The 24,832-nt window shown below is 42.8% G+C and carries 13 protein-coding genes, 2 tRNA genes and 3 rRNA genes; 12 read left to right on the top strand and 6 right to left on the bottom strand.

Features of this window, described 5'->3' with window-relative positions:
* Positions 1 to 2 precede the first annotated feature (2 nt).
* Positions 3 to 1,118 carry an anhydro-N-acetylmuramic acid kinase gene (locus ACQY3F_RS18265; protein WP_428356428.1) on the bottom strand — a complete coding sequence of 372 codons (1,116 nt, stop codon included), beginning with the start codon at positions 1,116 to 1,118 and terminating at the stop codon, positions 3 to 5.
* Entirely contained in the window at positions 1,115 to 2,536 is a 1,422-nt protein-coding gene (locus ACQY3F_RS18260; protein ID WP_428356426.1) for a peptidoglycan DD-metalloendopeptidase family protein, read from the bottom strand. Before ACQY3F_RS18260 ends, ACQY3F_RS18265 begins: the two co-directional genes overlap by 4 nt.
* Positions 2,537 to 4,037: 1,501 nt before the next feature.
* On the opposite strand from ACQY3F_RS18260, the gene tyrS reads away from it, so the two are divergent.
* The 8 genes from tyrS to ACQY3F_RS18220 all read left to right on the top strand — a co-directional run bounded on the left by tyrS (position 4,038) and on the right by ACQY3F_RS18220 (position 15,416).
* Positions 4,038 to 5,249, top strand: a complete 1,212-nt coding sequence (tyrS, locus tag ACQY3F_RS18255) for a tyrosine--tRNA ligase (protein ID WP_428356424.1) — start codon at positions 4,038 to 4,040, stop codon at positions 5,247 to 5,249.
* Positions 5,250 to 5,786: 537 nt separating this feature from the next.
* Positions 5,787 to 7,325, top strand: a 16S ribosomal RNA gene (locus ACQY3F_RS18250).
* 82 nt (positions 7,326 to 7,407) lie between these two features.
* Positions 7,408 to 7,484, top strand: a tRNA-Ile gene (locus tag ACQY3F_RS18245).
* Between the two features lie 238 nt (positions 7,485 to 7,722).
* Positions 7,723 to 7,798: transfer RNA gene (locus ACQY3F_RS18240), tRNA-Ala, on the top strand.
* 370 nt (positions 7,799 to 8,168) lie between these two features.
* A 23S ribosomal RNA gene (locus ACQY3F_RS18235) occupies positions 8,169 to 11,349 on the top strand.
* A gap of 211 nt (positions 11,350 to 11,560) precedes the next feature.
* Positions 11,561 to 11,675: ribosomal RNA gene (gene rrf, locus ACQY3F_RS18230) — 5S ribosomal RNA — on the top strand.
* Together the 16S, 23S and 5S rRNA genes with 2 tRNA genes alongside form the textbook arrangement of a ribosomal RNA operon.
* Positions 11,676 to 11,877: 202 nt before the next feature.
* The gene (gene mutS, locus ACQY3F_RS18225; RefSeq protein ID WP_428356422.1) at positions 11,878 to 14,442 is read left to right on the top strand and encodes a DNA mismatch repair protein MutS; all 2,565 of its coding nucleotides are present in this window, start codon (positions 11,878 to 11,880) and stop codon (positions 14,440 to 14,442) included.
* Between the two features lie 518 nt (positions 14,443 to 14,960).
* A complete protein-coding gene (locus ACQY3F_RS18220; protein WP_428356420.1) occupies positions 14,961 to 15,416 on the top strand; it encodes a TerB family tellurite resistance protein in 456 nt (151 codons plus the stop codon).
* 100 nt (positions 15,417 to 15,516) lie between these two features.
* Here the strand turns inward: ACQY3F_RS18220 and ACQY3F_RS18215 are convergent, their stop codons facing one another.
* Both ACQY3F_RS18215 and ACQY3F_RS18210 read right to left on the bottom strand, forming a co-directional pair.
* Positions 15,517 to 16,182 carry a class I SAM-dependent methyltransferase gene (locus tag ACQY3F_RS18215; protein WP_428356418.1) on the bottom strand — a complete coding sequence of 222 codons (666 nt, stop codon included), beginning with the start codon at positions 16,180 to 16,182 and terminating at the stop codon, positions 15,517 to 15,519.
* Positions 16,183 to 16,520: 338 nt separating this feature from the next.
* Complete coding sequence (locus tag ACQY3F_RS18210; protein ID WP_428356416.1) at positions 16,521 to 16,808, bottom strand: hypothetical protein; 288 nt, start codon at positions 16,806 to 16,808, stop codon at positions 16,521 to 16,523.
* A 90-nt stretch (positions 16,809 to 16,898) separates the two neighbouring features.
* Here ACQY3F_RS18210 and ACQY3F_RS18205 point away from each other — a divergent pair, with 90 nt between their 5' ends.
* Together ACQY3F_RS18205 and ACQY3F_RS18200 are read left to right on the top strand one after the other, a co-directional pair.
* Positions 16,899 to 17,243: a winged helix-turn-helix transcriptional regulator gene (locus ACQY3F_RS18205; protein WP_428356414.1), complete on the top strand. Its 345-nt coding sequence runs from the start codon at positions 16,899 to 16,901 to the stop codon at positions 17,241 to 17,243.
* Positions 17,244 to 17,750: 507 nt separating this feature from the next.
* Positions 17,751 to 20,195 (top strand): arylsulfatase, encoded by a 2,445-nt coding sequence (locus ACQY3F_RS18200; RefSeq protein ID WP_428356412.1) that lies wholly within the window; start codon positions 17,751 to 17,753, stop codon positions 20,193 to 20,195.
* A gap of 201 nt (positions 20,196 to 20,396) precedes the next feature.
* On the opposite strand, the gene ACQY3F_RS18195 is transcribed toward ACQY3F_RS18200, so the two are convergent.
* On the bottom strand, positions 20,397 to 21,230 hold the full coding sequence (locus tag ACQY3F_RS18195) for a CvfB family protein (protein ID WP_428356410.1): 834 nt from the start codon (positions 21,228 to 21,230) through the stop codon (positions 20,397 to 20,399).
* Between the two features lie 915 nt (positions 21,231 to 22,145).
* Between ACQY3F_RS18195 and ACQY3F_RS18190 the strand changes: the two genes are divergently transcribed.
* Positions 22,146 to 23,051: a hypothetical protein gene (locus ACQY3F_RS18190; RefSeq protein ID WP_428356409.1), complete on the top strand. Its 906-nt coding sequence runs from the start codon at positions 22,146 to 22,148 to the stop codon at positions 23,049 to 23,051.
* Between the two features lie 267 nt (positions 23,052 to 23,318).
* Positions 23,319 to 23,498, top strand: a complete 180-nt coding sequence (locus tag ACQY3F_RS18185) for a hypothetical protein (RefSeq protein ID WP_428356407.1) — start codon at positions 23,319 to 23,321, stop codon at positions 23,496 to 23,498.
* 107 nt (positions 23,499 to 23,605) lie between these two features.
* Here the strand turns inward: ACQY3F_RS18185 and ACQY3F_RS18180 are convergent, their stop codons facing one another.
* Positions 23,606 to 24,802 carry an ISAzo13 family transposase gene (locus ACQY3F_RS18180; protein ID WP_428352931.1) on the bottom strand — a complete coding sequence of 399 codons (1,197 nt, stop codon included), beginning with the start codon at positions 24,800 to 24,802 and terminating at the stop codon, positions 23,606 to 23,608.
* Between the last annotated feature and the right edge of the window lie 30 nt (positions 24,803 to 24,832).

Here is a 24,832-nt window from a genome sequence, read left to right as displayed (position 1 = left end):
CTTTACGCCTGATATATCCCGCCTAAAATCACAGCTTGTTTTGCCCCGGTTACTTCTGGCAAATTCCCTGTTAAACCTTCCAGTGTTCGTTTAGCTAGCCACGCAAATGCCATAGCCTCAACTTGATCTGGAGGTACGCCCTGAGTTTCTGTTGATGCAATGGGAAGCTTGAGTCGTTTCTCCAAAGCGATGACCAGTGATTTATTGTGCGTACCGCCGCCACAAAGAAATACCTGGTCAGTTTGTGGCGCAAATTTGTGTATGGCTTCGGCGATGGTTTCGGCTGTCAACTGACATAAGGTTCTTTGTATGTCCTCAGGAAGATAATCGTTTGCCTGGTTGGCTAGTTTTGTTGTTAGCCAGTCTGCGGAAAAATATTCAGTACCCGTGCTTTTGGGGGGTAGGGCAGTGAAGTAATAATCCTTTTTAAGTTGCTGTAGCAATTTGGCCTGTACTTTTCCTGTAGCAGCCCACTCGCCATCGAGATCATAAGAGCAGTCTTTGTGTTTGAAAATCCAGTAATCCATCAAGGTATTGCCAGGCCCTGTATCAAAGCCGAGTACAGGCTGTTGCATATCTTTAGGTAGAATGCTCAGGTTGGCAATCCCTCCTATATTAATAATCACTCTATTTTCTTTGTCGGACTGAAATATTGCCTGATGAAATGCCGGGACTAAGGGGGCTCCTTGCCCGCCAGCAGCCATATCTCTACGTCGAAAGTCGCTAATAACAGTGATGCCCGTTTTCTGGCTGATAATATTGGCATCGCCTATTTGCAAGGTGAAAGGAAATTCTGAATCTGGGGAATGGAATAGCGTTTGTCCGTGGTTACCTATTGCTGTTACTTCTTTAGAACTTACTTTTGCCTGACTCAGTAACTTAAGGCAGGCTTCGGCATAAAGTAATCCAAGCTGGGCATCGAGTTCTCCGTAATCACTCAGGGCGACGGATTGATGATTGCTGCAAAGGTCATGGATTTTTTGCTTTAATTGTTGGCTGAAAGGTTGATAGTAAAAATCAATAAGCTGTAGTCGATCGCCAGATAGCTCGTAAAGTCCAGCATCGATACCATCAATACTGGTTCCGGACATCATACCTATATAATATTCTCTGCTCATTCTGAGGGGGTGTCTGTAGCTGCGAAATTCGTCGGTGTAAGTTCTGCTAGCTGGCTGAGTAGGATTTTTGATTTTTCTAAGAAATCAGCTTTATACTTTGCCTGAATAGGATTGGCATTAGGCAGAGTTACCGTTAATGGGTTGCGGTGCACTCCATTGACACGGAATTCATAATGCAAATGTGCCCCAGTGGCCAATCCTGATTTACCAACATAGCCAATTACCTGGCCTTGATTGACCCGGGATCCAACGCGTTGTCCCTTTCTGAATTTAGACATATGTGCGTAAAGTGTGCTGTACTTCTGGCCGTGCTGAACAATAACGACTCTACCATAACCGCCTTTACGTCCACGATAAGTGATTTTTCCATCTCCTGCAGACTTAATAGGTGTGCCAGTACGTGCGGCATAATCGACACCTTTGTGTGCACGAATACGATTAAGCACAGGGTGCTTACGTTTCAGGTTAAAGTGTGAGCTGATGCGTGCAAAGTCTATAGGTGTACGGAGAAAAGCTTTACGCATGCTATCGCCACCCGAAGTATAGTAGCTTGCGGCACCTTCGGGGGGTTGATATCGAACTGCTGTGATAGATTTGCCACGATTAATAAATTCGGCAGCCAAAATTTTCCCAGGGCCAATGAATGTATTGTCTATATATAGCTTTTCATAGATCACTGAAAATCTATCCCCTTCATGCAGGTTAAGGGCAAAATCTATATCCCAGGCAAAAATATTTGCGAGCTGCATAATAATATTGTTGGATAGCCCGGCATTTTGCCCATCCAGAAATAGTGATGAGTGAATAATGCCTGACGCACTGTTGATGCGCCGGTCTAACTCTTTTTCTAGTAGCTCTACTTTAAATTCACCATCCTCAAGCCGGGTTGCTTTAAGTTCTTCGTAGGGGCTTTTCTTGTAAATCAGATGGCTGAAGTTACCTGAGATATCATGGCCAATTAATAAAGACTTGCCGGGCTGGATAGTTGCAAATTTTGAACTGATATCATTCGCATGAATGATTTTATGTAAGTCAGTAGTATCCAGCTGGTTTTCTGTAAAGATAATAGAAAGGCTTTCGCCGGATTTAACTTTATGTTCATGCCAGATGGTTGAAAGGCTTTGCATACTGTGTGTGGGCGTATCGACAGAAGCGGTAATAATAAGACCAGAATCTGTCGTATCGATTTCGGTGATTAAACTTTCATCTTGACCCGTACTTTCAATTTTTGTTGCAAGATCAGGGATAGTCAGGGCGATATTTTCTTGCTTGGTTTGTTCAGGTTTTGCAGCAAAGAAAATATAGCTAATAATGATTAGCAGAGCGCAGACAATCGCTATAAATAGGTGTTTTGATCGGTTGTTGATTTCATCTTGGGGTGGGTTGGTGGATTTGTATAAGTCATTTTGATAGCGCATCTATGTAATTATAAGGTGTTTTTTTTGCCAATGCCTAATATTATATTACGTCAATTTTATAATGAAAAAGAGTATACTTCGCGCGGCCACGGATGCGGAATTTATAGGGAGCTTATTTTTGTCGAAAGAAAGGCTCTTAAGTAAGCGAATAGCAGGCTACGCAGCTATTTAGGCTACGCATCTATCGGCAAAAAATCAGTTGCTAGACATCGGCAGCTATGACCGCGCGAAATATAATTGTCCGGCTAAGGAACGTGCGCGGAATAACTTAGGCGCCTGGAAATAAATAAGCGTCCAATATTTGGATAGGATTTTTGTTTGTCATCGGTGCTGTAGCAATAGGCTCATAGCTGGCTACGTAACTAGTGTTGCAGTGCTGATGACGGACAAAAAGACCAGCAAGGATGGATGATTATTTGTTTCTAGGCGCCTTAAGCAGCGAACTTGTCTTTTTATCCGTCTTCTGCGTTGTAGAAACTGTTACGTAGCTGGCTATGGGAGCGGCCGACAAGGCTGCAAATCTTGGAGGGTGAAAGTCCTTTCACCGTCAGTTGCCCGATAACGGACGGTTAGTATATCCCCTGTTCAGCGAGGTAACAGACTGAAATATGCGGGGAAGTAAAAGCCCTGACTGCCTGGAGTTGAGAAATTCTGCGGTAGGAGCAATTTGGGGGGCGAGCAAATCTGCGGGCAGGAACATTAGAGAATGACTGCAGCCTCGAAAACTACGCCACACAGAAGTTGCAGTGTGGGTTATTGCCAAGCGCCGACCAGTTCATAGCGCTGGGAAGGCCGTTGTCTTGTGGGAAGAAACGGGTAAATGCACCATGAGAGCAGCCGGGGTAGGGGTCCTTGCACGCAGAGAAAGGTTTGTAGAGATAACGTCGGGAAGATCCTACTTCCAGCAGGGGTTGACAGCAACCTGCAAAGACCTTATGTTCAAGGTTAATTCCGTAGGCATAAGGAGGATTTAGGATTGTCGCATGAGTTCGTATGAGCGATGAAGGCAGGGTAACTCCTGCTGACGGGGTGCTGGATGCCTCGGTGTGAAAGGTAACGCCTTGAACATGCAAAGGGACTCTGAGCGCTTGATAGCCTCTTGAGTACTCGGACAATGTAAGGTCGAGGAACATATTAGAGGTAACCTTGGAAGTAAATCAAGGGGCAGAGGGGTGTATGTGAGTCAACACTTAAGCTTCATGCTCTTTGGGAAGGCGACTGAAGGTATTAATCAAGGTCAGAACCGGACTCGGGAAAACCGACCGTCCGGGATCGTAGGGGGGGCTTGCGGAAACGTGATGTATGGTCAATAGCTATTTGCTACTAATCTGGAAACAGAGGATACCATGGATAAACTATTGGCCTAAGCCTGCGCGCGCCGTATTTCTACCCCGACCGCCTGTTTCTATGCCTTGAATACGAATTAAAATACTGCGCTAGATGCTCAGCTTATTTCGTGCGCGTTCCTAAGGTATAATTTACGCAATTACATTAATTAACAATGAAGGTGGGGAAATTGCAAGAAGATGTGCTGGCGCAACTAAAGCGTGGAACGGATGAAATTCTAGTAGAAGCAGAGCTGTTAAAAAAACTCAATGAAGGGCGATCATTACGCATTAAAGCAGGTTTCGATCCTACTGCGCCTGATTTACACTTAGGCCATACTGTTTTGATCAATAAATTAAAGCAATTTCAGGACTTAGGGCATGAGGTGTTATTTTTAATTGGTGATTTTACCGGAATGATTGGTGACCCCACTGGTAAGAATGTGACTAGAAAGCCATTAACTCGTGATGATGTGATTGAAAATGCAAAATCTTACGAAGAGCAGATATTCAAGATTCTTGATCCAGTAAAAACATTAGTCATGTTTAATTCCAGCTGGATGAATGCCATGAACCCCGCTGAACTAATTCAGCTGGCATCTAAAAGTACAGTGGCAAGAATGCTGGAACGAGATGACTTTAGCAAGCGCTATAAAGGCGGGCAACCAATTGCAATACATGAGTTTCTATATCCCCTTATTCAGGGCTATGATTCGGTTGCAATGAAAGCAGATGTGGAGCTTGGCGGGACGGATCAGAAATTCAATTTGCTGATGGGCAGGCAGTTACAGGAAATGTACGGCCAAATGCCACAAGTTGTCATGACTGTGCCTATTCTGGAGGGCCTGGATGGTGTGCAGAAAATGTCTAAATCCTTAAATAACTATATAGGTATAGCGGATGCACCGGATGATATGTTTGGTAAAATCATGTCTATATCGGATGAATTGATGTGGCGCTATTTTGAACTACTAAGTTTTAGGCCTTTGCAGGAAATAGCTGAGTGGAATAAAGAATGTGTACAAGGGGCTAACCCGCGTAACTATAAAGTAAAGCTGGCGCAGGAAATTATTGCCCGGTTTCACGACGAAGCAGCAGCAATAAAAGCCTTAGAGAATTTTGAAGCGCAATTTAAACGCGGTGCAATACCTGATGATATACCTGAAATAGAATTAAAAGCTACAGCAGAGGGCTATGCTATTGCGCTATTATTAAAAGATGCAGGTTTGACTTCAAGTACGTCAGATTCAAATAGGATGGTAAAGCAGGGAGCTGTAAAAATAGATGGCGAAAAATTAGCTGATGCAAAGCTGCTAGTTTCAGGGGGAACAGAGCATGTATATCAAGTAGGAAAAAGAAAGTTTGCAAAAGTAAAAGTAATCGCTTGACGTAAATTGTATGGGTTGTATAATTGCCGGCTCTTCAACGCAAGTTGAGGGGAGTCGGGTCTGGTTTCAAGGTGAGTTTTTATAGCCTGCCATAGAGCTTAATCCGGTTTTTTGAAGTGATCTGGTTTTTTATCAGGTGGCTGAAAATAAAAGCTTGACCAAATAGATATGAACGCTATAATGGTCGGCTCCTTAAGAGATTGAGGTTGGGCCTTCGGGTCCGGTTGGTGTGGGTGTTTGGCGCATTGTTTTCCGGTTAGGTTTTTTGGGAAACGGGTTCTGAAAACAAACATTGACAACGAGTTTTGACTCTGTAGAATGGTCGGACTCAGCAGGGCAGAATGCTTAAACATCCCGCTCTGAGCTCTTTAAAAAAACAAATCAAAATAATTTGTGTGGGTACTTGTAGAGATTATTGGCGTGATAAAGATAATCGATATAAGAATCTACACCGTTAATCTTCGGATTAACAAACGTAAATTCTGACAATCGAAACAAAGATTGGTGGCACATCTGATGATGTCACAAAATGATTATAAACTGAAGAGTTTGATCATGGCTCAGATTGAACGCTGGCGGTATGCTTAACACATGCAAGTCGAACGGTAACAGCAGAGCTTGCTCTGGCTGACGAGTGGCGGACGGGTGCGTAACGCGTAGGAATCTGCCTATTAGTGGGGGACAACATGGGGAAACCCATGCTAATACCGCATACGCCCTGCGGGGGAAAGCAGGGGATCTTCGGACCTTGCGCTAATAGATGAGCCTGCGTTAGATTAGCTAGTTGGTGAGGTAATGGCTCACCAAGGCGACGATCTATAGCTGGTCTGAGAGGACGATCAGCCACACTGGGACTGAGACACGGCCCAGACTCCTACGGGAGGCAGCAGTGGGGAATATTGGACAATGGGCGAAAGCCTGATCCAGCAATACCGCGTGTGTGAAGAAGGCCTGAGGGTTGTAAAGCACTTTCAATTGGGAGGAAAACAGGCAGGTCAATATCCTGTCTCTTGACATTACCTTTAGAAGAAGCACCGGCTAACTCCGTGCCAGCAGCCGCGGTAATACGGAGGGTGCAAGCGTTAATCGGAATTACTGGGCGTAAAGCGTTCGTAGGCGGTTTGTTAAGTTAGATGTGAAAGCCCCGGGCTTAACCTGGGAACTGCATTTAAAACTGGCAAACTAGAGTTTAGGAGAGGGAAGTGGAATTTCAGGTGTAGCAGTGAAATGCGTAGAGATCTGAAGGAACACCAGTGGCGAAGGCGACTTCCTGGGCTAAAACTGACGCTGAGGAACGAAAGCGTGGGTAGCAAACGGGATTAGATACCCCGGTAGTCCACGCCGTAAACGATGTCAACTAGCCGTTGGGCCTATATACAGGCTTAGTGGCGGAGCTAACGTATTAAGTTGACCGCCTGGGGAGTACGGCCGCAAGGTTAAAACTCAAATGAATTGACGGGGGCCCGCACAAGCGGTGGAGCATGTGGTTTAATTCGATGCAACGCGAAGAACCTTACCTACCCTTGACATCCAGAGAATCTGTTAGAGATAGTAGAGTGCCTTCGGGAACTCTGAGACAGGTGCTGCATGGCTGTCGTCAGCTCGTGTCGTGAGATGTTGGGTTAAGTCCCGTAACGAGCGCAACCCCTATCCTTAGTTGCTAGCAGGTAATGCTGAGAACTCTAAGGAGACTGCCGGTGATAAACCGGAGGAAGGTGGGGACGACGTCAAGTCATCATGGTCCTTATGGGTAGGGCTACACACGTGCTACAATGGTCGGTACAGAGGGCCGCAAACTCGCGAGAGTAAGCAAATCCCAGAAAGCCGATCTTAGTCCGGATTGGAGTCTGCAACTCGACTCCATGAAGTTGGAATCGCTAGTAATCGCGAATCAGAACGTCGCGGTGAATACGTTCCCGGGCCTTGTACACACCGCCCGTCACACCATGGGAGTGGGTTGCAAAAGAAGTGGGTAGACTAACCTTCGGGAGGTCGCTCACCACTTTGTGATTCATGACTGGGGTGAAGTCGTAACAAGGTAGCCCTAGGGGAACCTGGGGCTGGATCACCTCCTTACAAAGCACGCAATGCTTTATGAGTACTCACAACAAATTATTTTGATTTAAGTAAATCGAGACTGACCTTGAACGCAACTATTGGGTCTGTAGCTCAGTTGGTTAGAGCGCACCCCTGATAAGGGTGAGGTCGGAGGTTCAAATCCTCCCAGACCCACCAAATTTTGCACTGGACTGCGTTAAAATTCCACTCATGTACTAGCGTACACTTCGCGGAATTTTGCCTTGCCCAGAACGAAATTCCTGTTTATCAACAAGATGATAGAAATCAGTTTTTACGCAGGATTTTTAACCTTAGGCAAGGCGTACGAAGGCGTGAATGAAGGAGCATACATAAGTATGTAACTGAATGAGCGACGAGAACAACGCGGCATAAGGGTAAAAAGACCAGTAAAATTGGGGCCATAGCTCAGCTGGGAGAGCACCTGCCTTGCACGCAGGGGGTCGGGAGTTCGATCCTCCCTGGCTCCACCATTACTCGATGAAAAAAGTGACAAAACCTAATTCTATAAATTTTGAAGACAAGCAGAAACACTTCAGAACTTATAGAATTAGTTTTTTTTAAAGCTAATAAGCTCTTTAACAATTTGGAAATCTGTAAAGTAAACTAAATAAATTTATTTAGTAGCGTTAATCTGATTGCAAAATCGACTTAACAAAACAAAGTAAACCAAAAAAGTTTCAAACGAGTTTAAAAGCGACAAAGCGAAATAGTAGCGAAAGCAACTATAAAGTGGCGTCAAATATTAAATGAGTTCTCAAGCAGAAAAAGCGAAAATGTCAGTGAACATATAATTCAGACGTGCGAAAAGCGCAAGCTGTGTAAGACGTATTTGGGTTATATGGTCAAGTGAATAAGCGCATACGGTGGATGCCTAGGCGATAAGAGGCGAAGAAGGACGTTGTAGGATGCGATAAGCCGCGGAGAGTTTTCAAACTAACTTTGACCCGCGGATTTCCGAATGGGGAAACCCAATGGGCATAAGCCCATTATCCTGACCTGAATACATAGGGTCAGAGAAGCGAACCGGGAGAACTGAAACATCTAAGTACCCCGAGGAAAAGAAATCAATTGAGATTCCCTAAGTAGCGGCGAGCGAACGGGGAACAGCCGAGCAGAATAGAGTTAGTGGAACAGTCTGGAAAGTCTGGCGATACAGGGTGATAGCCCCGTACACGAAAACTCTTTTTTGACATATTAAGTAGGTCGATGCACGTGAAACGTTGACTGAAGATGGGGGGACCATCCTCCAAGGCTAAATACTCCTTATCGACCGATAGTGAACTAGTACCGTGAGGGAAAGGCGAAAAGAACCCCGGAGAGGGGAGTGAAATAGATCCTGAAACCGTATGCGTACAAGCAGTAGGAGCAGACTTGTTCTGTGACTGCGTACCTTTTGTATAATGGGTCAGCGACTTACATTTTGTGGCAAGCTTAACCGATAAGGGAAGGCGTAGCGAAAGCGAGTCTTAATAGGGCGTTTAGTCGCAAGGTGTAGACCCGAAACCGGGCGATCTATCCATGGCCAGGTTGAAGGTGGGGTAATACCTACTGGAGGACCGAACCGACTTATGTTGAAAAATGAGCGGATGAGCTGTGGATCGGAGTGAAAGGCTAATCAAGCCCGGAGATAGCTGGTTCTCCTCGAAATCTATTTAGGTAGAGCCTCGTGTATAACTGTTGGGGGTAGAGCACTGTTACGGCTAGGGGGTCATCCCGACTTACCAAACCGTTGCAAACTCCGAATACCAACAAGTTTTAGCACGGGAGACACACGGCGGGTGCTAAGGTCCGTCGTGAAAAGGGAAACAGCCCAGACCGTCAGCTAAGGTCCCAAAATCTATGCTCAGTGGGAAACGATGTGAAAAGGCCCAGACAGCCAGGAGGTTGGCTTAGAAGCAGCCATCCTTTAAAGAAAGCGTAATAGCTCACTGGTCGAGTCGGTTTGCGCGGAAGATTTACCGGGGCTAAGCATAGTACCGAAGCTACGGATCGACGTTTATTTATAAACGGAGGTGGTAGAGGAGCGTTCCGTAAGCCTGCGAAGGTCAATTGAGAAGTTGGCTGGAGGTATCGGAAGTGCGAATGCTGACATGAGTAACGATAATGGGGGTGAAAAACCCCCACGCCGAAAACCCAAGGTTTCCTGCGCAACGCTAATCGACGCAGGGTTAGTCGGGACCTAAGGCGAGGCCGAAAGGCGTAGTCGATGGAAAACAGGTTAATATTCCTGTACTTGTTCTAACTGCGATGGGGTGACGGAGAAGGCTAGATCAGCTTACTGTTGGATATGTAAGTTTAAGCGTGTAGGCAGAGAGTTTAGGAAAATCCGGACTCTTAATGCTGAGGCGTGACGACGAGTTTTTCCTTGTGAAAAACGAAGTGATTGATGCCATACTTCCAAGAAAAACCTCTAAGCATCAGGTTAAAACAACCCGTACCCCAAACCGACACAGGTGGGTGGGATGAGAATTCTAAGGCGCTTGAGAGAACTCGGCTGAAGGAACTAGGCAAAATGGAACCGTAACTTCGGGAGAAGGTTCACCCTTGTTATGTGAAGCCCCTGCGGGTGGAGCAGAAGAGGGTTGCAATAAATTGGTGGCTGCGACTGTTTATCAAAAACATAGCACTCTGCAAACACGAAAGTGGACGTATAGGGTGTGACGCCTGCCCGGTGCTGGAAGGTTAATTGATGGGGTTACCCCTCACCTAGATTATTTAAACCACATGTATTATGTATACGTACTTTATAGTCACGAACTGGATGAATTTTATCTGGGATCGACAAAAGACTTAAAAAAACGATTGAAAGCTCACCGTCAAGGCGAGAATAAATCAACTAAAAAAGTACAAGACTGGATTGTATCTTACTATGAAGCCTATCTAACGATAGAAATAGCAAGGCAACGAGAAAGCAACTTAAAACGAAGTGGAAAAGCGTATCACAGCTTAAAACAGCGGATACGACAAAGCATAGATAATCTAGGTGAGGGGGAAGCTCTTGATCGAAGCCCCAGTAAACGGCGGCCGTAACTATAACGGTCCTAAGGTAGCGAAATTCCTTGTCGGGTAAGTTCCGACCTGCACGAATGGCGTAACGATGGCCACACTGTCTCCAGCCGAGACTCAGTGAAATTGAAATTGCGGTGAAGATGCCGTATACCCGCGGCTAGACGGAAAGACCCCGTGCACCTTTACTATAGCTTTACACTGGACTTTGAACCTACTTGTGTAGGATAGGTGGGAGACTATGAAACCATGTCGCTAGATGTGGTGGAGTCACCCTTGAAATACCACCCTGGTATGTTTGAAGTTCTAACCTAGGCCCCTTATCGGGGTTGGGGACAGTGTATGGTGGGTAGTTTGACTGGGGCGGTCTCCTCCCAAAGAGTAACGGAGGAGCACGAAGGTACCCTAATCCTGGTCGGAAATCAGGAGTTTAGTGCAATGGCATAAGGGTGCTTGACTGCGAGACGGACAAGTCGAGCAGGTACGAAAGTAGGTCATAGTGATCCGGTGGTTCTGAATGGAAGGGCCATCGCTCAACGGATAAAAGGTACGCCGGGGATAACAGGCTGATACCGCCCAAGAGTTCATATCGACGGCGGTGTTTGGCACCTCGATGTCGGCTCATCACATCCTGGGGCTGAAGCAGGTCCCAAGGGTATGGCTGTTCGCCATTTAAAGTGGTACGCGAGCTGGGTTCAGAACGTCGTGAGACAGTTCGGTCCCTATCTGCCGTGGGCGTTTGAGATTTGAGGGAAGCTGCTCCTAGTACGAGAGGACCGGAGTGGACGAACCACTGGTGTTCGGGTTGTCATGCCAATGGCATTGCCCGGTAGCTACGTTCGGACAGGATAACCGCTGAAAGCATCTAAGCGGGAAGCCCCTCCCAAGATGAGATCTCACTGGAACTTTAAGTTCCCTGAAGGGCCGTCGAAGACTACGACGTTGATAGGCAAGGTGTGGAAGCACAGTAATGTGTGAAGCTAACTTGTACTAATTGCCCGTGAGGCTTGACCATATAACACCAAATACGTTTCAGGACAGAACACGTTCGGGAGCTGTTTGAGTTGTATGAAAGCGACATAACGTTTTTACTGTAAGAGAACGAAACCTCTTAAACTCAAAACACAGATTTCCAATTATTTAGCCACAAGCTAGATAAGAGACGATTGATAGCGAGGAAACTACCCACAAGGTATAAAACCAGGCTAGTTGATCAACACCAATTGCTTGGTGACCATAGCGAGCGTGAACCACCCGATCCCATCTCGAACTCGGAAGTGAAACCGTTTAGTGCCGATGATAGTGTGGATTTATCCATGTGAAAGTAGGGAATTGCCAAGCTCTTAAATCTAAAACCCAATCTCTAACGAGTTTGGGTTTTTTTTTGCCTCAAGCTTTGTTGTACAATACTATCTAAGCAGTTAGGTTTTTGTAGGGCGTGGCTTTAGCCCGCTTTTGTTTAATATTGTTGTACTTTAAAGCGGGCTAAAGCCACGCCCTACGGGTAAAAATTTAATAATTTTTGATATTCATTAAATAGCTCATGACGGATACAGTAGATCAACCGGTAGTTCACACACCCATGATGCAGCAATTTTTACGTATCAAGGCTGATTATCAAGATACATTATTGTTTTATCGCATGGGAGATTTTTATGAACTCTTTTTTGATGATGCAAAGAAAGCGGCTGAACTTTTAAGTATTACTCTGACAGCAAGAGGGCATTCGGCAGGCTCGCCTATTCCCATGTGCGGGCTGCCTTATCATGCGGCTGAAGGTTATATCGCTAAATTAATGAAGGTAGGTGAGTCAGTTGCGATATGTGAGCAGATTGGTGACCCTACCACATCAAAAGGTCCGGTTGAGCGCCAGGTTGTGCGAATTGTTACGCCCGGGACGGTAACCGAAGAAGCGTTGTTAGAAGAGCGCCAGGATAATTTATTAGTCGCTATCTATTATGCTAAAGTTTACGGCATTGCCTGTCTTGACCTAACTAGTGGACGGTTTGTGTTATTGCAGGTTAATTCGGCTGATGAATTATTAAGTGAAATCGAGCGCTTAAATCCAGCTGAGCTGTTATTTAATGAAGACTGGTTGCTGCCTGCTGCACTCAAGGAACGTAAAGGCTTAACACGTCGTCCATCCTGGCATTTTGAGGAAACTAGTGCCAGGAAGTTAATATTAAAGCAGTTTAAAACACATGACTTGAAAGGCTTTGGTTGTGAGAATTTAACCGCAGCTATCTCGGCTGCTGGATGTTTGTTGCAATATGTAAAAGATACCCAGCAAAGTGCTTTGCCGCATATACAAGGCATTCGTGTAGAAAATAGTGATGATAGTATTCTCTTAGATGCCTCTAGTCGGCGTAATCTAGAGTTAGATTTTCACCCTTCCGGGCAGATTAAATATACTCTGTATGGGGTATTAGATAAAACAGTCACGGCTATGGGAAGTCGTTGTTTAAGGCGCTGGTTAAATCGTCCTTTACGAGACCAGGCGATCTTAAATAATCGCTATGATTGTGTCGATGCATTATTAAAAAGTGGTTTATATGAAGATGTGCGTGAAAGTTTACGCTCTGTCGGAGATATAGAGAGGGTTAGTTCGCGTATCGCTTTAAAATCAGCACGACCGCGAGATTTACTGGTATTGCGTGATACTTTTGTAGTATTGCCAAGCTTGCAATTACTGATAGCTCAATCAGGGTGCGAGCAGATAAGTCAGTTGGCTAGCAGAATAGGTGAGCAGCCTGAGTTTTTAGCCTTATTACAGCGCGCTATTGTTGATAACCCGCCGGTATTAATTCGTGATGGTGGCGTAATTGCGGCAGGCTATAATCAGGAGCTAGACGATTTACGCAACCTTAGCCAGAACGCTAATCAATTCTTGATTGATATGGAAAGCCGGGAAAAGGAAAATACCGGGATCGCAACCTTAAGAATAAAATATAACCGTGTGCATGGTTATTATATTGAGATTCCACGCTCGCAATCTGATGATGTGCCTGATACCTATATACGTAAACAAACGCTTAAAAATGCAGAGCGATTTTTTACGAGCGAGTTAAAAGAGTTCGAAGATACCGTACTGAGTGCAAAAGAAAAATCCCTGGTTTTTGAGAAAAAACTCTATGATGAATTACTGGATGCCATTGCCACGATTCTAATTCCTATACAAACGTGTGCTTTGGCGCTGGCAGAACTAGATGTATTAGTAAATTTTGCGCAGCGGGCAAGTAGTTTGAATTTAATTCGTCCTGTATTACGTAAAGAGCGAGGAATAAGTATAAGCTCGGGACGGCATTTAGTTGTTGAGCATGTATCGGATATTCCCTTTGTCGCTAACGATTTAGATTTTAATGATGCACGACGTATGTTGATTATTACCGGGCCAAATATGGGAGGGAAATCAACGTATATGCGCCAGGCTGCTTTGATCGTTTTAATTGCCCATATCGGCTGTTTTGTACCCGCAGTGAAGCTGGAATGTGGGCCGATTGATAAAATTTTTACCCGGATCGGAGCGTCGGATGATTTAACCAGTGGTCGATCGACCTTTATGGTGGAGATGTCTGAAACAGCGAATATTTTGCATAATGCCACGGCGAATAGCTTAATCCTGATGGATGAAATTGGTCGTGGAACGAGTACTTTTGATGGATTGTCGCTAGCCTGGGCCTGTGCAGATTATTTAGCGAGAGAAATACATGCCTTTACTTTGTTTGCGACCCATTATTTTGAATTAACCAGCCTGCCAGAGGAACAAAGTACGATCCATAATGTTCACCTTGATGCGATGGAGCACGGCGATAAAATTATTTTTTTACACGCGGTTAAAGAGGGCGCTGCAAGCCAAAGTTACGGTTTGCAGGTGGCAGCACTGGCAGGCATACCCGGCTCTGTAATTGAGCAGGCCAAGCTAAAATTAAGCCACTTGGAAGATACAGCTTATAAAGAACAGCAGATAGAAATGGGTAGTAGTCAATTAGATTTATTCGCGATTAGTGCACCACATCCGGCTGTAGAGTTAATTGAAAAGTTATCGCCTGATGAATTAAGTCCGCGTGAAGCGCTGGATTTTCTTTATAAACTAAAGCAAACCCTGTAACTTATATAGTGGATGAACGAAAAGTCCAGAGGCCTCGATATGGAATTGTCCAGAGAGATTTATTTGATTTGAATGAATTGAAGAGCTTTTATTCTAGTGTCAGAAAATCTTCAAATCATTATTTCGGCTATACACTTAAGGTGAGGCATATACTATGTAGGGTATGCACCGCATACCGTATTCCTGAAAGGTACGCAATGCGTACCCTACATTTATATCCTGCCTTAAGGTCATAGGCATTATTTCCTTTGAATTACATAGTTACAAAGGCTTTCTAAGTTTCCGTTCAGGCACTATATAGTCTAATAAACCACATCCTGAAAGGCGATTTATTATCTTTCTTTTATTTCTGGGTGCCTCTAATAATTAGGATTTTTGTACGAGTTCAAGGCGAATGTTTTTCGAGAACCGCAGTGACTATGAAATACATGAGAATTGCAGAAAACCATTCAACGCTGAAATTGGGCAAAAAAGACCATTATTAGAGGTATCCTTCTATTGAATCTGGCTAAATAATCATGCTTAATCAAATTAAACTGTTCTTTGATGAACATATGAAACTTCCTGCTCCCGAAGAACCCTCGCAAGAAAAACTGCAAATTGCCCGTGCTGCATTGTTATTAGAAATGGTGACGATGGATGATAAAATCGAGGCTATAGAGCAAGAGACTGTTTTGGCATTAGTTCAGAAGAGCTTCTCTTTATCTTTAGAACAAGCCACTGACTTATTTGATCTGGCTGAAGAGCAGAGGAATCAGGCAGTTGATTATTTTCAATTTACCTCACTCATCAATAAATCTTATACGCTGGAACAAAAAATTGAATTAATTGAGTCTCTATGGAAGGTGGCTTTTGTTGATGGCGATCTGGATATGCATGAAGAATATTTGGTACGCAAAATTGCTGACCTTTTATATGTGCCTCATGCTTCGTTAATGAAGACTAAGCATCGAGTGAAAACGGACCATAGTTAAAGTTAAAGCCTGTTTATGGTTTATTCAGGAATAAGACAAAATAAATTAATCTTGACCTATATGGTTATTATGACTTCCAGAAACAGTACAATTGTATGAGTCAAGCAGGTTTTATTGCAGAAACTGAAATAACCATCCCCTGTAAATAATCTTTTGTGGTAATTTCTGTCAATCCAGCTTGCTTGAATAAGGATAAAATATCACTCGCTTGCATTTTTGGGGCGAGTTTATGCCAAGCTTCCATTGCAGCAGCAGAAAATCCTGAATTCCCAAGTGATTCTTGCAATGAATGTAAATTTTTATCAGTAAATTTAGCTGAAGGCACAAGGATCGTCATCATCCCACCTTTTTTACAAGTACGAGAGAGTTCGTCAATTGCTTTATTCTTATCGGGTATAATATTAACGAGTGACGCTGCAATAACAGCATCGAAGCAATCGGTTTCAAAGGGCAAATCAAGCACATCGGCCATTAAAAAATCAATACCGTTATTATTTTTGTTAGCAAGCTCAATCATTTTACTCGATGCATCAACTCCAGTAGGAATATAGCCTGATTTAGCAATATAAGCCGTTAAAGCACCTGATGCACAGCCCGCTTCTAGCACTTTACTTTTGGCGCTAAAGCGCTGATCATTAACCCATAGCCGCAAGGTGTTTTTATACCAATCTAACTGATTTATTTTGTCAAAAAGTAGCGCAGGTTTAAATTTAAGCAGCCATTTAATCTGCAATTGATAATACTGTTTTTTCAGCCAGAAAATCATGCTGAGTGACTCTTTTTAGGCATCCATAAAAGCAGAAGAACAATCATCCATGTCGCATTAAACAGTGGAAAAGCTGAACCGGCAATATTGACAACACCACTGAGGGTATAAAATAGTCCTGCCCCTAGATCTATTAACTGAATGAAGACCATAAACTGAACCCATAAAAGGTACTTCAACCTAAAAACCGCAGTTGAACGCTAAAAAACACTCTAAGTATTTGAATATAAATCATAATTAACGCAACAACTTATCACCTGCAGGGTGAGCAGACTCCGCTTCACGGTTTTGTGAATAAATCTGAGCGCGAAATACTGCGTTACAGCTATTGCCAAGGGCTACGGCCATTGCCTGCTAGCTGTGCCTTGTCTTTCGCACTCAGATTTTCCACAAAATCCCTGCTCAACTGCGGTTTCTAGGTTCAAAGGTTCTTTTGCTATATAGATTAGTGCAATACCATAGGCTATAAACCTTGCCGCCAACATGGCGAGTGGATAGTAAATATTGGCTTGAGGAATGCTGTGCCCGATACTTTTTAAAATGAACTCTGGGAAAAATAAATAAAAAATACCCAATATAATTTGAATCGCTCCAATAACAGTCAGTAAATAAGTCATCTTCTTCATATTTAGCTCCTTACTTGTTAAAGCATGGCTAGATTATATGAGTTAAACTATACTTTTGAAAGTAGTTACCAATAGGATAGTAGGGGTGTTATGGATAGTTTAGAAAAGAATCAAGCTTGTAGTGATGAATGTCCGGTAAAAAAAACAGCAGAACTTATTGAAGGTAAGTGGACAACATTAGTTATTAGAGAACTATTGCCGCATAAAAAACGCTATTCGGAGATTCAACGCGCATTAACAGGTATCAGTCCAAAAGTGCTAACAACGCGGTTGAGGTTTTTAGAAAAAAAAGGGGTAATCACAAGAACCGTCTATGCGACTGTTCCTCCAACCACAGAATATGAATTAACGAATATGGGTGAAAAGCTAAAAGAAGTGCTAGATGCTATGGCAGAATTTGGGAAAAACTCTAACAATCGCATCAATATTGACTGAGAGCGTCGTGGGTCGGTTAGTGGCCACTGGGCCTAGGCCTATAGAGTCTCCTGAAATTATAAGTCTGGATGGTCGCTCGTCAGTCAGGAGCGGGCATTCAAAAATTAACTGGAGTTAGCGGATTTAATCTCATCGCACCTAACTTTTTCCATTCAGTTGATAGCCTGAATCTTGTGGGATATTTAAATAATATCTTGACTTTATGGTCTGGAATTCCTATTCTTCATTGCTTCTGGTCGCTTCCTTTAGATTACACTCTGGTTCTGAAGGTGTTATTGTTAAAAAAGCTAAAAATTCGCAATTCGGACCCCTATTTTTCCCGTTATTCGTCTCGTACGAGAATACGTTGTGGAAAAGAAACTTGTTTTTATACAAGAAAAATAAGCTGGAATTATTCGACAGATTGGTTGGCGTATACTAGGCTCTAGCTCAATACAGAATAAAGAACAAGAAACAAAAATTTTTTACTGAAGAATTTTTTTACAATTATTTAACTATGGATAGCAAATGAAAATAACAAACTTTAGCCGCCAAATACTTTTTAAAGCATTCGTCTTTTCATTCTTAACTATAGCTATAACAGGGTGTAACCAAACAGATAAAGAAGCTAAACAAGCCAGCAGTGATTCACCAGAGTTTAAAGGAAAAATTGCTTTAGATATTCGAGATTCTAAAGCAGACTGGGCTGCTTACACACCAAAATCTGCACCTAAAGGTTCTCCTAATATTCTCTTTGTTTTGTATGATGACACAGGCCTTGGATCTTGGTCTCCTTATGGGGGCGCAATTAACATGCCCACTTTGGATAAGCTTGCTGAAAATGGCTTGACCTATACGCAGTGGCATACGACTGCATTGTGTTCGCCTACGCGCTCAACCTTACAAACTGGAAGAAATCATCACTTGAATGGAATGGCGGCAATTACCGAAACGGCTGATGGCTTTCCGGGTGCTAATGGCAGAATGTCTGAAAGAGTGACGCCACTTGCTAAAATATTGCAAGATAATGGCTGGAGTACTTTTTGGGTTGGGAAAAACCACAATGTTCCTGAACAAGATGTCGCTTCCGGAGGCAGCAAAAAACAATGGCCATTACAAATGGGTTGGGATCGATTTTATGGTTTTATTGGCGGCGAAACCAATCAATGGTATCCCGATTTAATCGAAGACAATCATTTTATTGAAGCACCTGCAACGCCAGAAGAAGGCTACCACCTATCTAAAGATTTAGCAGACCATGCACTTGAAATGCTACGTGACCAACAAGCAACAAATCCTTCTAAGCCTTGGTACTTATGGTTTAACCCAGGTGCAAACCATGCGCCACACCATTCCCCTAAAGACTATATAGCAAAATATAAAGGGAAATTTGATCAAGGTTACGATGTCTATAGAGAGTGGGTAACTCAACGGATGATAGCAAAAGGAATATTACCTAAAGGAACGGTCAATACACCTATGAACCCGATGCGAGCAGATATGGCCGCTCCTATTGACAATGTTCGCCCTTGGGACTCATTAAATGACGATGAGAAAAAACTATTTGCACGAATGGCTGAGGTTTATGCTGGATTTTCAGAATATACTGATGCTCAGGTAGGGCGTATTATTGATTACCTGGAAGAAAGCGGTCAGTTAGACAACACCATCGTAATGTATGCGGCTGATAATGGGGCTTCGGGTGAAGGTACTCCTAATGGTTCGGTTAACGAAAATAAATTTTTCAATGGTTACCCTGATGAATTATCAGAAAATATGAAATATTTAGAGGTTTTAGGCGGCCCGGAAACCTATAACCATTTCCCAACGGGATGGGCATCTGCTTTTTCTGCGCCATTCAAAATGTTTAAACGTTACTCACAATATGCAGGTGGAACCAACGATCCACTCATTATTTCCTGGCCAAAGGGAATAAAAGCTAAAGGTGAAATTCGTCAGCAATACCACCATTCAGTTGATATTGTGCCTACCATTCTTGAATTGACAGGTCTTGACATGCCAAAAGTTTATAAAGGCGTTGAACAAGAACCATTGTCAGGTGTATCAATGGCTTACACTTTTGATGCAAAACCAGATGGTCCAACGCGTAAAGAAGTTCAATATTTTGCAATGCTAGGCTCTCGTGGCATCTGGAAAGAAGGCTGGAAAGCGGCTGCCGTACACGCCCCATTGTCAGGAAAAGGACACTTTGATAAAGATGACTGGGAACTATACCATGTAGCCAGTGACAGATCTGAGTCTAAAGACCTTGCTAAAGAAAACCCTGAAAAACTACAGGAATTAGTAGAGGCATGGTTTGTGGAGGCTGAAAAAAACAATGTTCTGCCTTTGGATGATAGAAGTGCCGCAGAAATTATTAGTATTGAAAGACCTTCTCAAGAACCTGCGAGAGATCGGTATGTTTATTATCCCAACACTGCCCCCGTACCAGAAGGTGTGGCTGTCAATGTAAGAGGGCGCTCGTATAAAATATTAGCAAATGTTGAGCTGACTGATAAAGCTTCAGGCGTTATATTTGCACACGGCTCCCGTTTTGGAGGGCACTCTTTATTTATAAAAAATAATAAGCTCTATTATGTTTATAACTTTTTAGGCATAAAACCAGAACAGGTTTTTGAATCTTCAATAAAACTGATGCCTGGAAAACATACCTTAGGAATGGAGTTTAGCAGAGAAAAAACAGGTAAAAATGGTGAGTCTGTGGGCACCACTAAACTGTATATTAATGAAGAGTTAGTAGCTGAGGGGTCGATGAAAACACAGCCTGCTAAATTTACCTTATCTGGAGATGGCTTATGTATCGCTTATGATAGTGGAGATGCAGTGAGTGAATTATATCCATCACCCAGTAAATTTAGTGGAGGAACGATTGATTTGGTTGGAGTAACCGTGGAAGGCACACCTTATATAGATTTAGAAGCTGAAGCTAAACGAGTGATGATGAGCCAATAGATTTTGTTGCTTAGATAACAAGCGGGCTGGAGGGTGATTTCTCCAGCCTGGTTTTCTTTGGTTCAGACTTTAATAGTCGATGAATTAAGTCCGCGTGAGGCCTTAGAATTTCTTTATACCTTAAAGCGAACCCTGTAGAGCGGACTTTAGTCCGCTGCTTGTATGGGTGCTAGATATTAGCGGACTGAGCTCCGCTCTACATTACTCCTTATTTAAAGAAATACTGGTTTTTGTCAGAGTAATTTTACGTTCTTTATAGAGTGTACCAATCGCATGTTTAAAAACTTTTTTGCTGACCCCGAAAGCCGCATTTATGCTTTCTGGTGAGCTTTTATCAGACAGTTCTAAAAAACCATTATTGTCTTTCAGACGCTGAATAATTTGCTCTGAGACGGATAGTACATGGGTATGACCAGTCTTGTTCAGGCTTAAATCAATTTTATTATCCTCACGGATTTTCTTAATATAGCCTGTTAGTTTTTGCCCTTCTCTAAGGGGTTGGAAAACTTCATTATGGTATAAAATGCCCCAGAAATTATCATTAACCACCGCTTTAACGCCCAGGTCTGTTTTGCCTGAAATTATCAGCGAAACTTCATCACCTTCGTGTAAATAATGTGCTTCGTCAGAGATGTAATGATTCAGGTAGGTCGATGCGGCAATACGATTTTGGTTGTCTAGGTAGACTTTTACCAGGCAAAAGTTGTTTTCTTCCAGTTCATAATCTTGTTCAGAAAAGGGCACCAGCAAATCTTTCGCAATCCCCCAGTCCAAAAAAGCACCCGCAGAACCCATTGAAATAACCTTTAGCCAGGCAACACCATCCATTTGCACATAAGGTTTTTTACACGTTGCAAATAACTCACCCTCAGCGCCTGTATAAATAAAAACGTCCAGAGACTCGCCGGCTTTTGCCAGCTTAGGGCGCAGCTTGTCAGTTAATAGAATATCCCCAAAGTCACCACCCTCTAGATAGAGCTGCATACCCGTATCTTTTGCTATATTTAAGGTATTAAACTGACCAATGTTAATCATAGACTGTGCTGTTAAGTAAAAATGAAATAGGCAGATTAGCATATACAAAGTCTAGTGCCCTGTCCACAAAGTGGCTTTAAACGAGAAAAATTAGTGTTTGAATTGTTTAATGTATGTATCATAAAAGGCTCAGGCACCGAAGGCATAAGCGGTCGCGTTAAGTGGTTTTTGCAAATAGTGCCATGAGTAAAGATAAGCCGGCTAATAAAAGCCCCCTATATGTAAAATGCTGGGTTACGTTATCTGCGCTGCGCTTACTAAGCTAACCCAGCCTACGAGGTAATTTATTGATTATGCAGCAATTAATATCAGACAGTACGTAATCAGCATTTTAAGCCGTGGCAGCCTGGTCACCCCAATGTTGTTGACTTAAGCCCTCTCTTGCTGGAGAGGGCTGGGTGAGGAGAATAAAATCATGCATTGATAATCCCCTCATCCCAACCTTCTCCCTCTGGAGAAGGAGATTTTTCTGAAACAGCAATAGCTGAAGCTATGGTACTCCTCGCGATTTTTTGAATATCAACAGCACTATAGAGATTGTGAAAGTATTCAGTGTAAGCAGAGATTACCCCACTGCCATTAAGTTAAGGATTTATTATTTAATAATCAATGAATGACACTGTAGGCTGAGTTAGATTTTTTTTGCGAAAAAAAACGTTACCCAGCAAAGCTCCATATATGTAAAATGCTGGGTTACGTTATCTGCGCTGCGCTTGCTAAGCTAACCCAGCCTACGATGTAACGTGTTGTTTATTATTGTTTTATCCCTTAACTTAAGGGCAGTGAGAGTTTGCCCGCCTACAAAAATAGCAATATTTATAGATAAAAAGATTATTTGTTTCCCGGTGCCTTAGTCTGCGCTGCTATTGCCTTATGTAGGCTAAAGCCTACGCCCCAATAGTAGAGCAAGAACTGATGCAACAATTAATATCAGACAGTATCATTATGATCGCCTTCAATTTTAATATTATTTTCCCCAGTGAGCCGTTATTACGGGATGATGTATACAACCCCGCATTAGAAACAATAGTTATAGAACAAATAGACGAAAATACGCAACCAGCAGCGTTTCCAGAACGTTCAGGCTGGATGGATATGTCTGCCCGTAAAGGCAGGTATTTTGCACAAAGTAAATTTGCCCTGGCAACCGGTGCCGGGAGCCAATGGGCTTTGGAAATTGCACAAGTGCTTACTCTATACTGGTCCATCGGCAGTCATACACTACACTATCAGCCTGAAGCGCAATTTACCCCCGAGCGCTTACGCTTCTGGGTGTGCCATACCCTATTGCCGCTAAAATTTGCGCTGGAAAAACGTTATGAAATGTTACATGTAGGCGCAGTTGAAGTCGCCGGTCGGCCAATTTTTTTTTCGGCTGAATCCTTTGGTGGAAAATCAACACTAACGGATTATTTTATTCAGCAAGGCCATGCGCTGTATTCCGATGATTCACTGGCAATCTTTCAGCAGCATGACACGTTTTATACAGTAGCCTCCTACCCATTTCACCGGCCTTATCGTGAACCTGAAGTGCTGGGTTATCCGGTAGAAAATGTTGCCCGACAGTCTAAGCCTATTTATGCAGGTTATGTGTTAGAGGCGGTAGCAGCAGATGCAGTCGTTAGTATTACCACGCTGGAAGGTATAGAGAAATTCAAGGCCTTTCACTTTAGCGGCTTTATCGATCTGGGTTTTTTTAAAGCACATCACTTTCAGTTGCGAGCCGAGCTGGCAAAGGCAATTCCCGTTTATAAAGTAACAATCCCCTGGCAGATCGAGCGGCTGGGTGAGGTCTATGCAAAAATAGTGGCGCATAATTAAGGCACCTGGAAACACACATCATCCATCCTTGCGGGTCTTTTTGTCCGTCATCAGCACTGTAGCAAGTTACGCAGCCAGCTATGTGCCTGTTTCTACGTTTTGAATACGAATAAAAATTCTGCGCCAGATGCTCATTTTAGTTCGTGCAATACTTCCTAAGTATTGCTGATAAACTGCCTGCTTACCTAGGGAAAAACAGACACAAACAGAAAAATTGTGCTATATTTCTCAATAGTGTTATAAATTAATTTAGCAAGGAGATTTGCTGTGGATGAAAAAACTGAAAAAACTAAAAGCATAGAGGTGTCTAATTCACGTCGTGGGTTTATGCGCAAGGCCGTTTACGTAGCGCCCGCATTGATAGTCTTAGGTAGCCTGACAAAAAGCAAAGATGTAAAGGCTTTTGGCCCACCTCCTAGCCTTATTCCGACGCCAACGGGACCATAAAGAATTAGGAACAAAAAGAATTAAAGTTATAAATAATGGGAGTTAGAAATGAAAATTAATTTCAAGAAGTGTGTATCAATCACACTCAGGGAGATGGAAAGAAATAATCATCCAGAACAACCAGGAGAAATGGTCAAAAACCATTTCTCCAACGATGGCATTCGGTCAACAAACTGATAATACGTCTTCATTGCTTTTTTACCTACCTTTACTCCTGTTTCATATATTTTTTCTGTTAATTTAACAATAGGTGCTTTGCCATTGTAGGTCATACTTTTGGCAAATTTTAAAGTTGTTTCAACTGTATCCATTATGTCGCCACTAATATGATTTTCATAGGCTCCCCATACTCGTTCAATTGGGTTATATTTACTATGATAAGGAGGGTAGTAGGCCAGTTTTATCTTTATGTTGCTTTTTTCAGCAAACTCCACAAGCCTTTTTATAAACTGAGTTCTGGAGCTACTGTTCTCCATACCATTGTCAGCGTTAATTGTCAGAATATCTACTCCATATTTTTCTTGAATTTCTGGCCAAATTTCTTCCAATCGGTCAACGATGAAATCACTGCTGGCATAGCCTGCTGTAAAGAAAAGGAAAAAATCATCATGTTCAGGCAGATAAAAACCAAAAGGAGTTAACTTTTCCTTAACATCTAAATCATGATCCTCTGCTTTTGTTAAAACCCGATTTCGTCCTCCCCGTGAAAAATTTCCTATATTCATTCTTGCTTTGGCATCAATTGATATACGAATCTCTTTTGGGTTGATATCTGCCATTCCATTGACTGAATGAACTTGTTCAAAAATTGCATCCGTTTCCTTGATTTTCTTATGAGGCTTTGTTTTTTGTACCTTTTTTGGATGGTAACTCAGGTCATTTAATTTTGTATTGATAGTTTTTGAGCAAGGTAATGTTTTTTCATCGTAATAATCAATCTCCAGTAAACGTTTTCTAACTTCTTTAGCCGTTAGCCGGGTATATAATCGACAGGAATTAAAAGAGGGATCCGTTTGACACTCCGGTTCAGCAATTTTTTTTATGTCATCAAGTAGATGAGGAAAATGCTCTTCACTTTTATTACGCCCTCTCGCTGAAAAATTATCTTCTATGGGCTGAGTTTCAAGTTCATATTGTCCTTTTCGGATAGTGCCTCTATTCCATCCTAGTTTTTCTTCAGCAATACTTGCACCACCTGAGCCTAGTAGCTCCACCGTTTCAGCCATGAATATACGACGTACCGAGCCTTTTAAACGATGGGCTGTATTTATAATCCAACCTATAATGCTATCTGTTAATATCAACAAGCTTATCTGCCTAGTGTGAGAATAAAT

Source organism: Methyloprofundus sp. (assembly GCF_965251085.1).
Taxonomy (GTDB): Bacteria; Pseudomonadota; Gammaproteobacteria; order Methylococcales; family Methylomonadaceae; genus Methyloprofundus.
Note: the sequence above shows the minus strand (reverse complement) of the source record. Positions and strands in the feature narration are given on the sequence as shown.

What these genes read in the sequence shown, in the direction of transcription:
- tyrS (WP_428356424.1), top strand. Translation starts at nt 4,038, where the DNA reads ATGAAGGTGGGGAAATTGCAAGAAGATGTGCTGGCGCAACTAAAGCGT.
- ACQY3F_RS18205 (WP_428356414.1), top strand. Translation starts at nt 16,899, where the DNA reads ATGGATAGTTTAGAAAAGAATCAAGCTTGTAGTGATGAATGTCCGGTA.
- ACQY3F_RS18260 (WP_428356426.1), bottom strand. Translation starts at nt 2,536, where the DNA reads ATGCGCTATCAAAATGACTTATACAAATCCACCAACCCACCCCAAGAT.
- ACQY3F_RS18215 (WP_428356418.1), bottom strand. Translation starts at nt 16,182, where the DNA reads ATGATTTTCTGGCTGAAAAAACAGTATTATCAATTGCAGATTAAATGG.
- ACQY3F_RS18220 (WP_428356420.1), top strand. Translation starts at nt 14,961, where the DNA reads ATGCTTAATCAAATTAAACTGTTCTTTGATGAACATATGAAACTTCCT.
- mutS (WP_428356422.1), top strand. Translation starts at nt 11,878, where the DNA reads ATGACGGATACAGTAGATCAACCGGTAGTTCACACACCCATGATGCAG.
- ACQY3F_RS18210 (WP_428356416.1), bottom strand. Translation starts at nt 16,808, where the DNA reads ATGAAGAAGATGACTTATTTACTGACTGTTATTGGAGCGATTCAAATT.
- ACQY3F_RS18200 (WP_428356412.1), top strand. Translation starts at nt 17,751, where the DNA reads ATGAAAATAACAAACTTTAGCCGCCAAATACTTTTTAAAGCATTCGTC.
- ACQY3F_RS18190 (WP_428356409.1), top strand. Translation starts at nt 22,146, where the DNA reads ATGCAACAATTAATATCAGACAGTATCATTATGATCGCCTTCAATTTT.
- ACQY3F_RS18195 (WP_428356410.1), bottom strand. Translation starts at nt 21,230, where the DNA reads ATGATTAACATTGGTCAGTTTAATACCTTAAATATAGCAAAAGATACG.
- ACQY3F_RS18265 (WP_428356428.1), bottom strand. Translation starts at nt 1,118, where the DNA reads ATGAGCAGAGAATATTATATAGGTATGATGTCCGGAACCAGTATTGAT.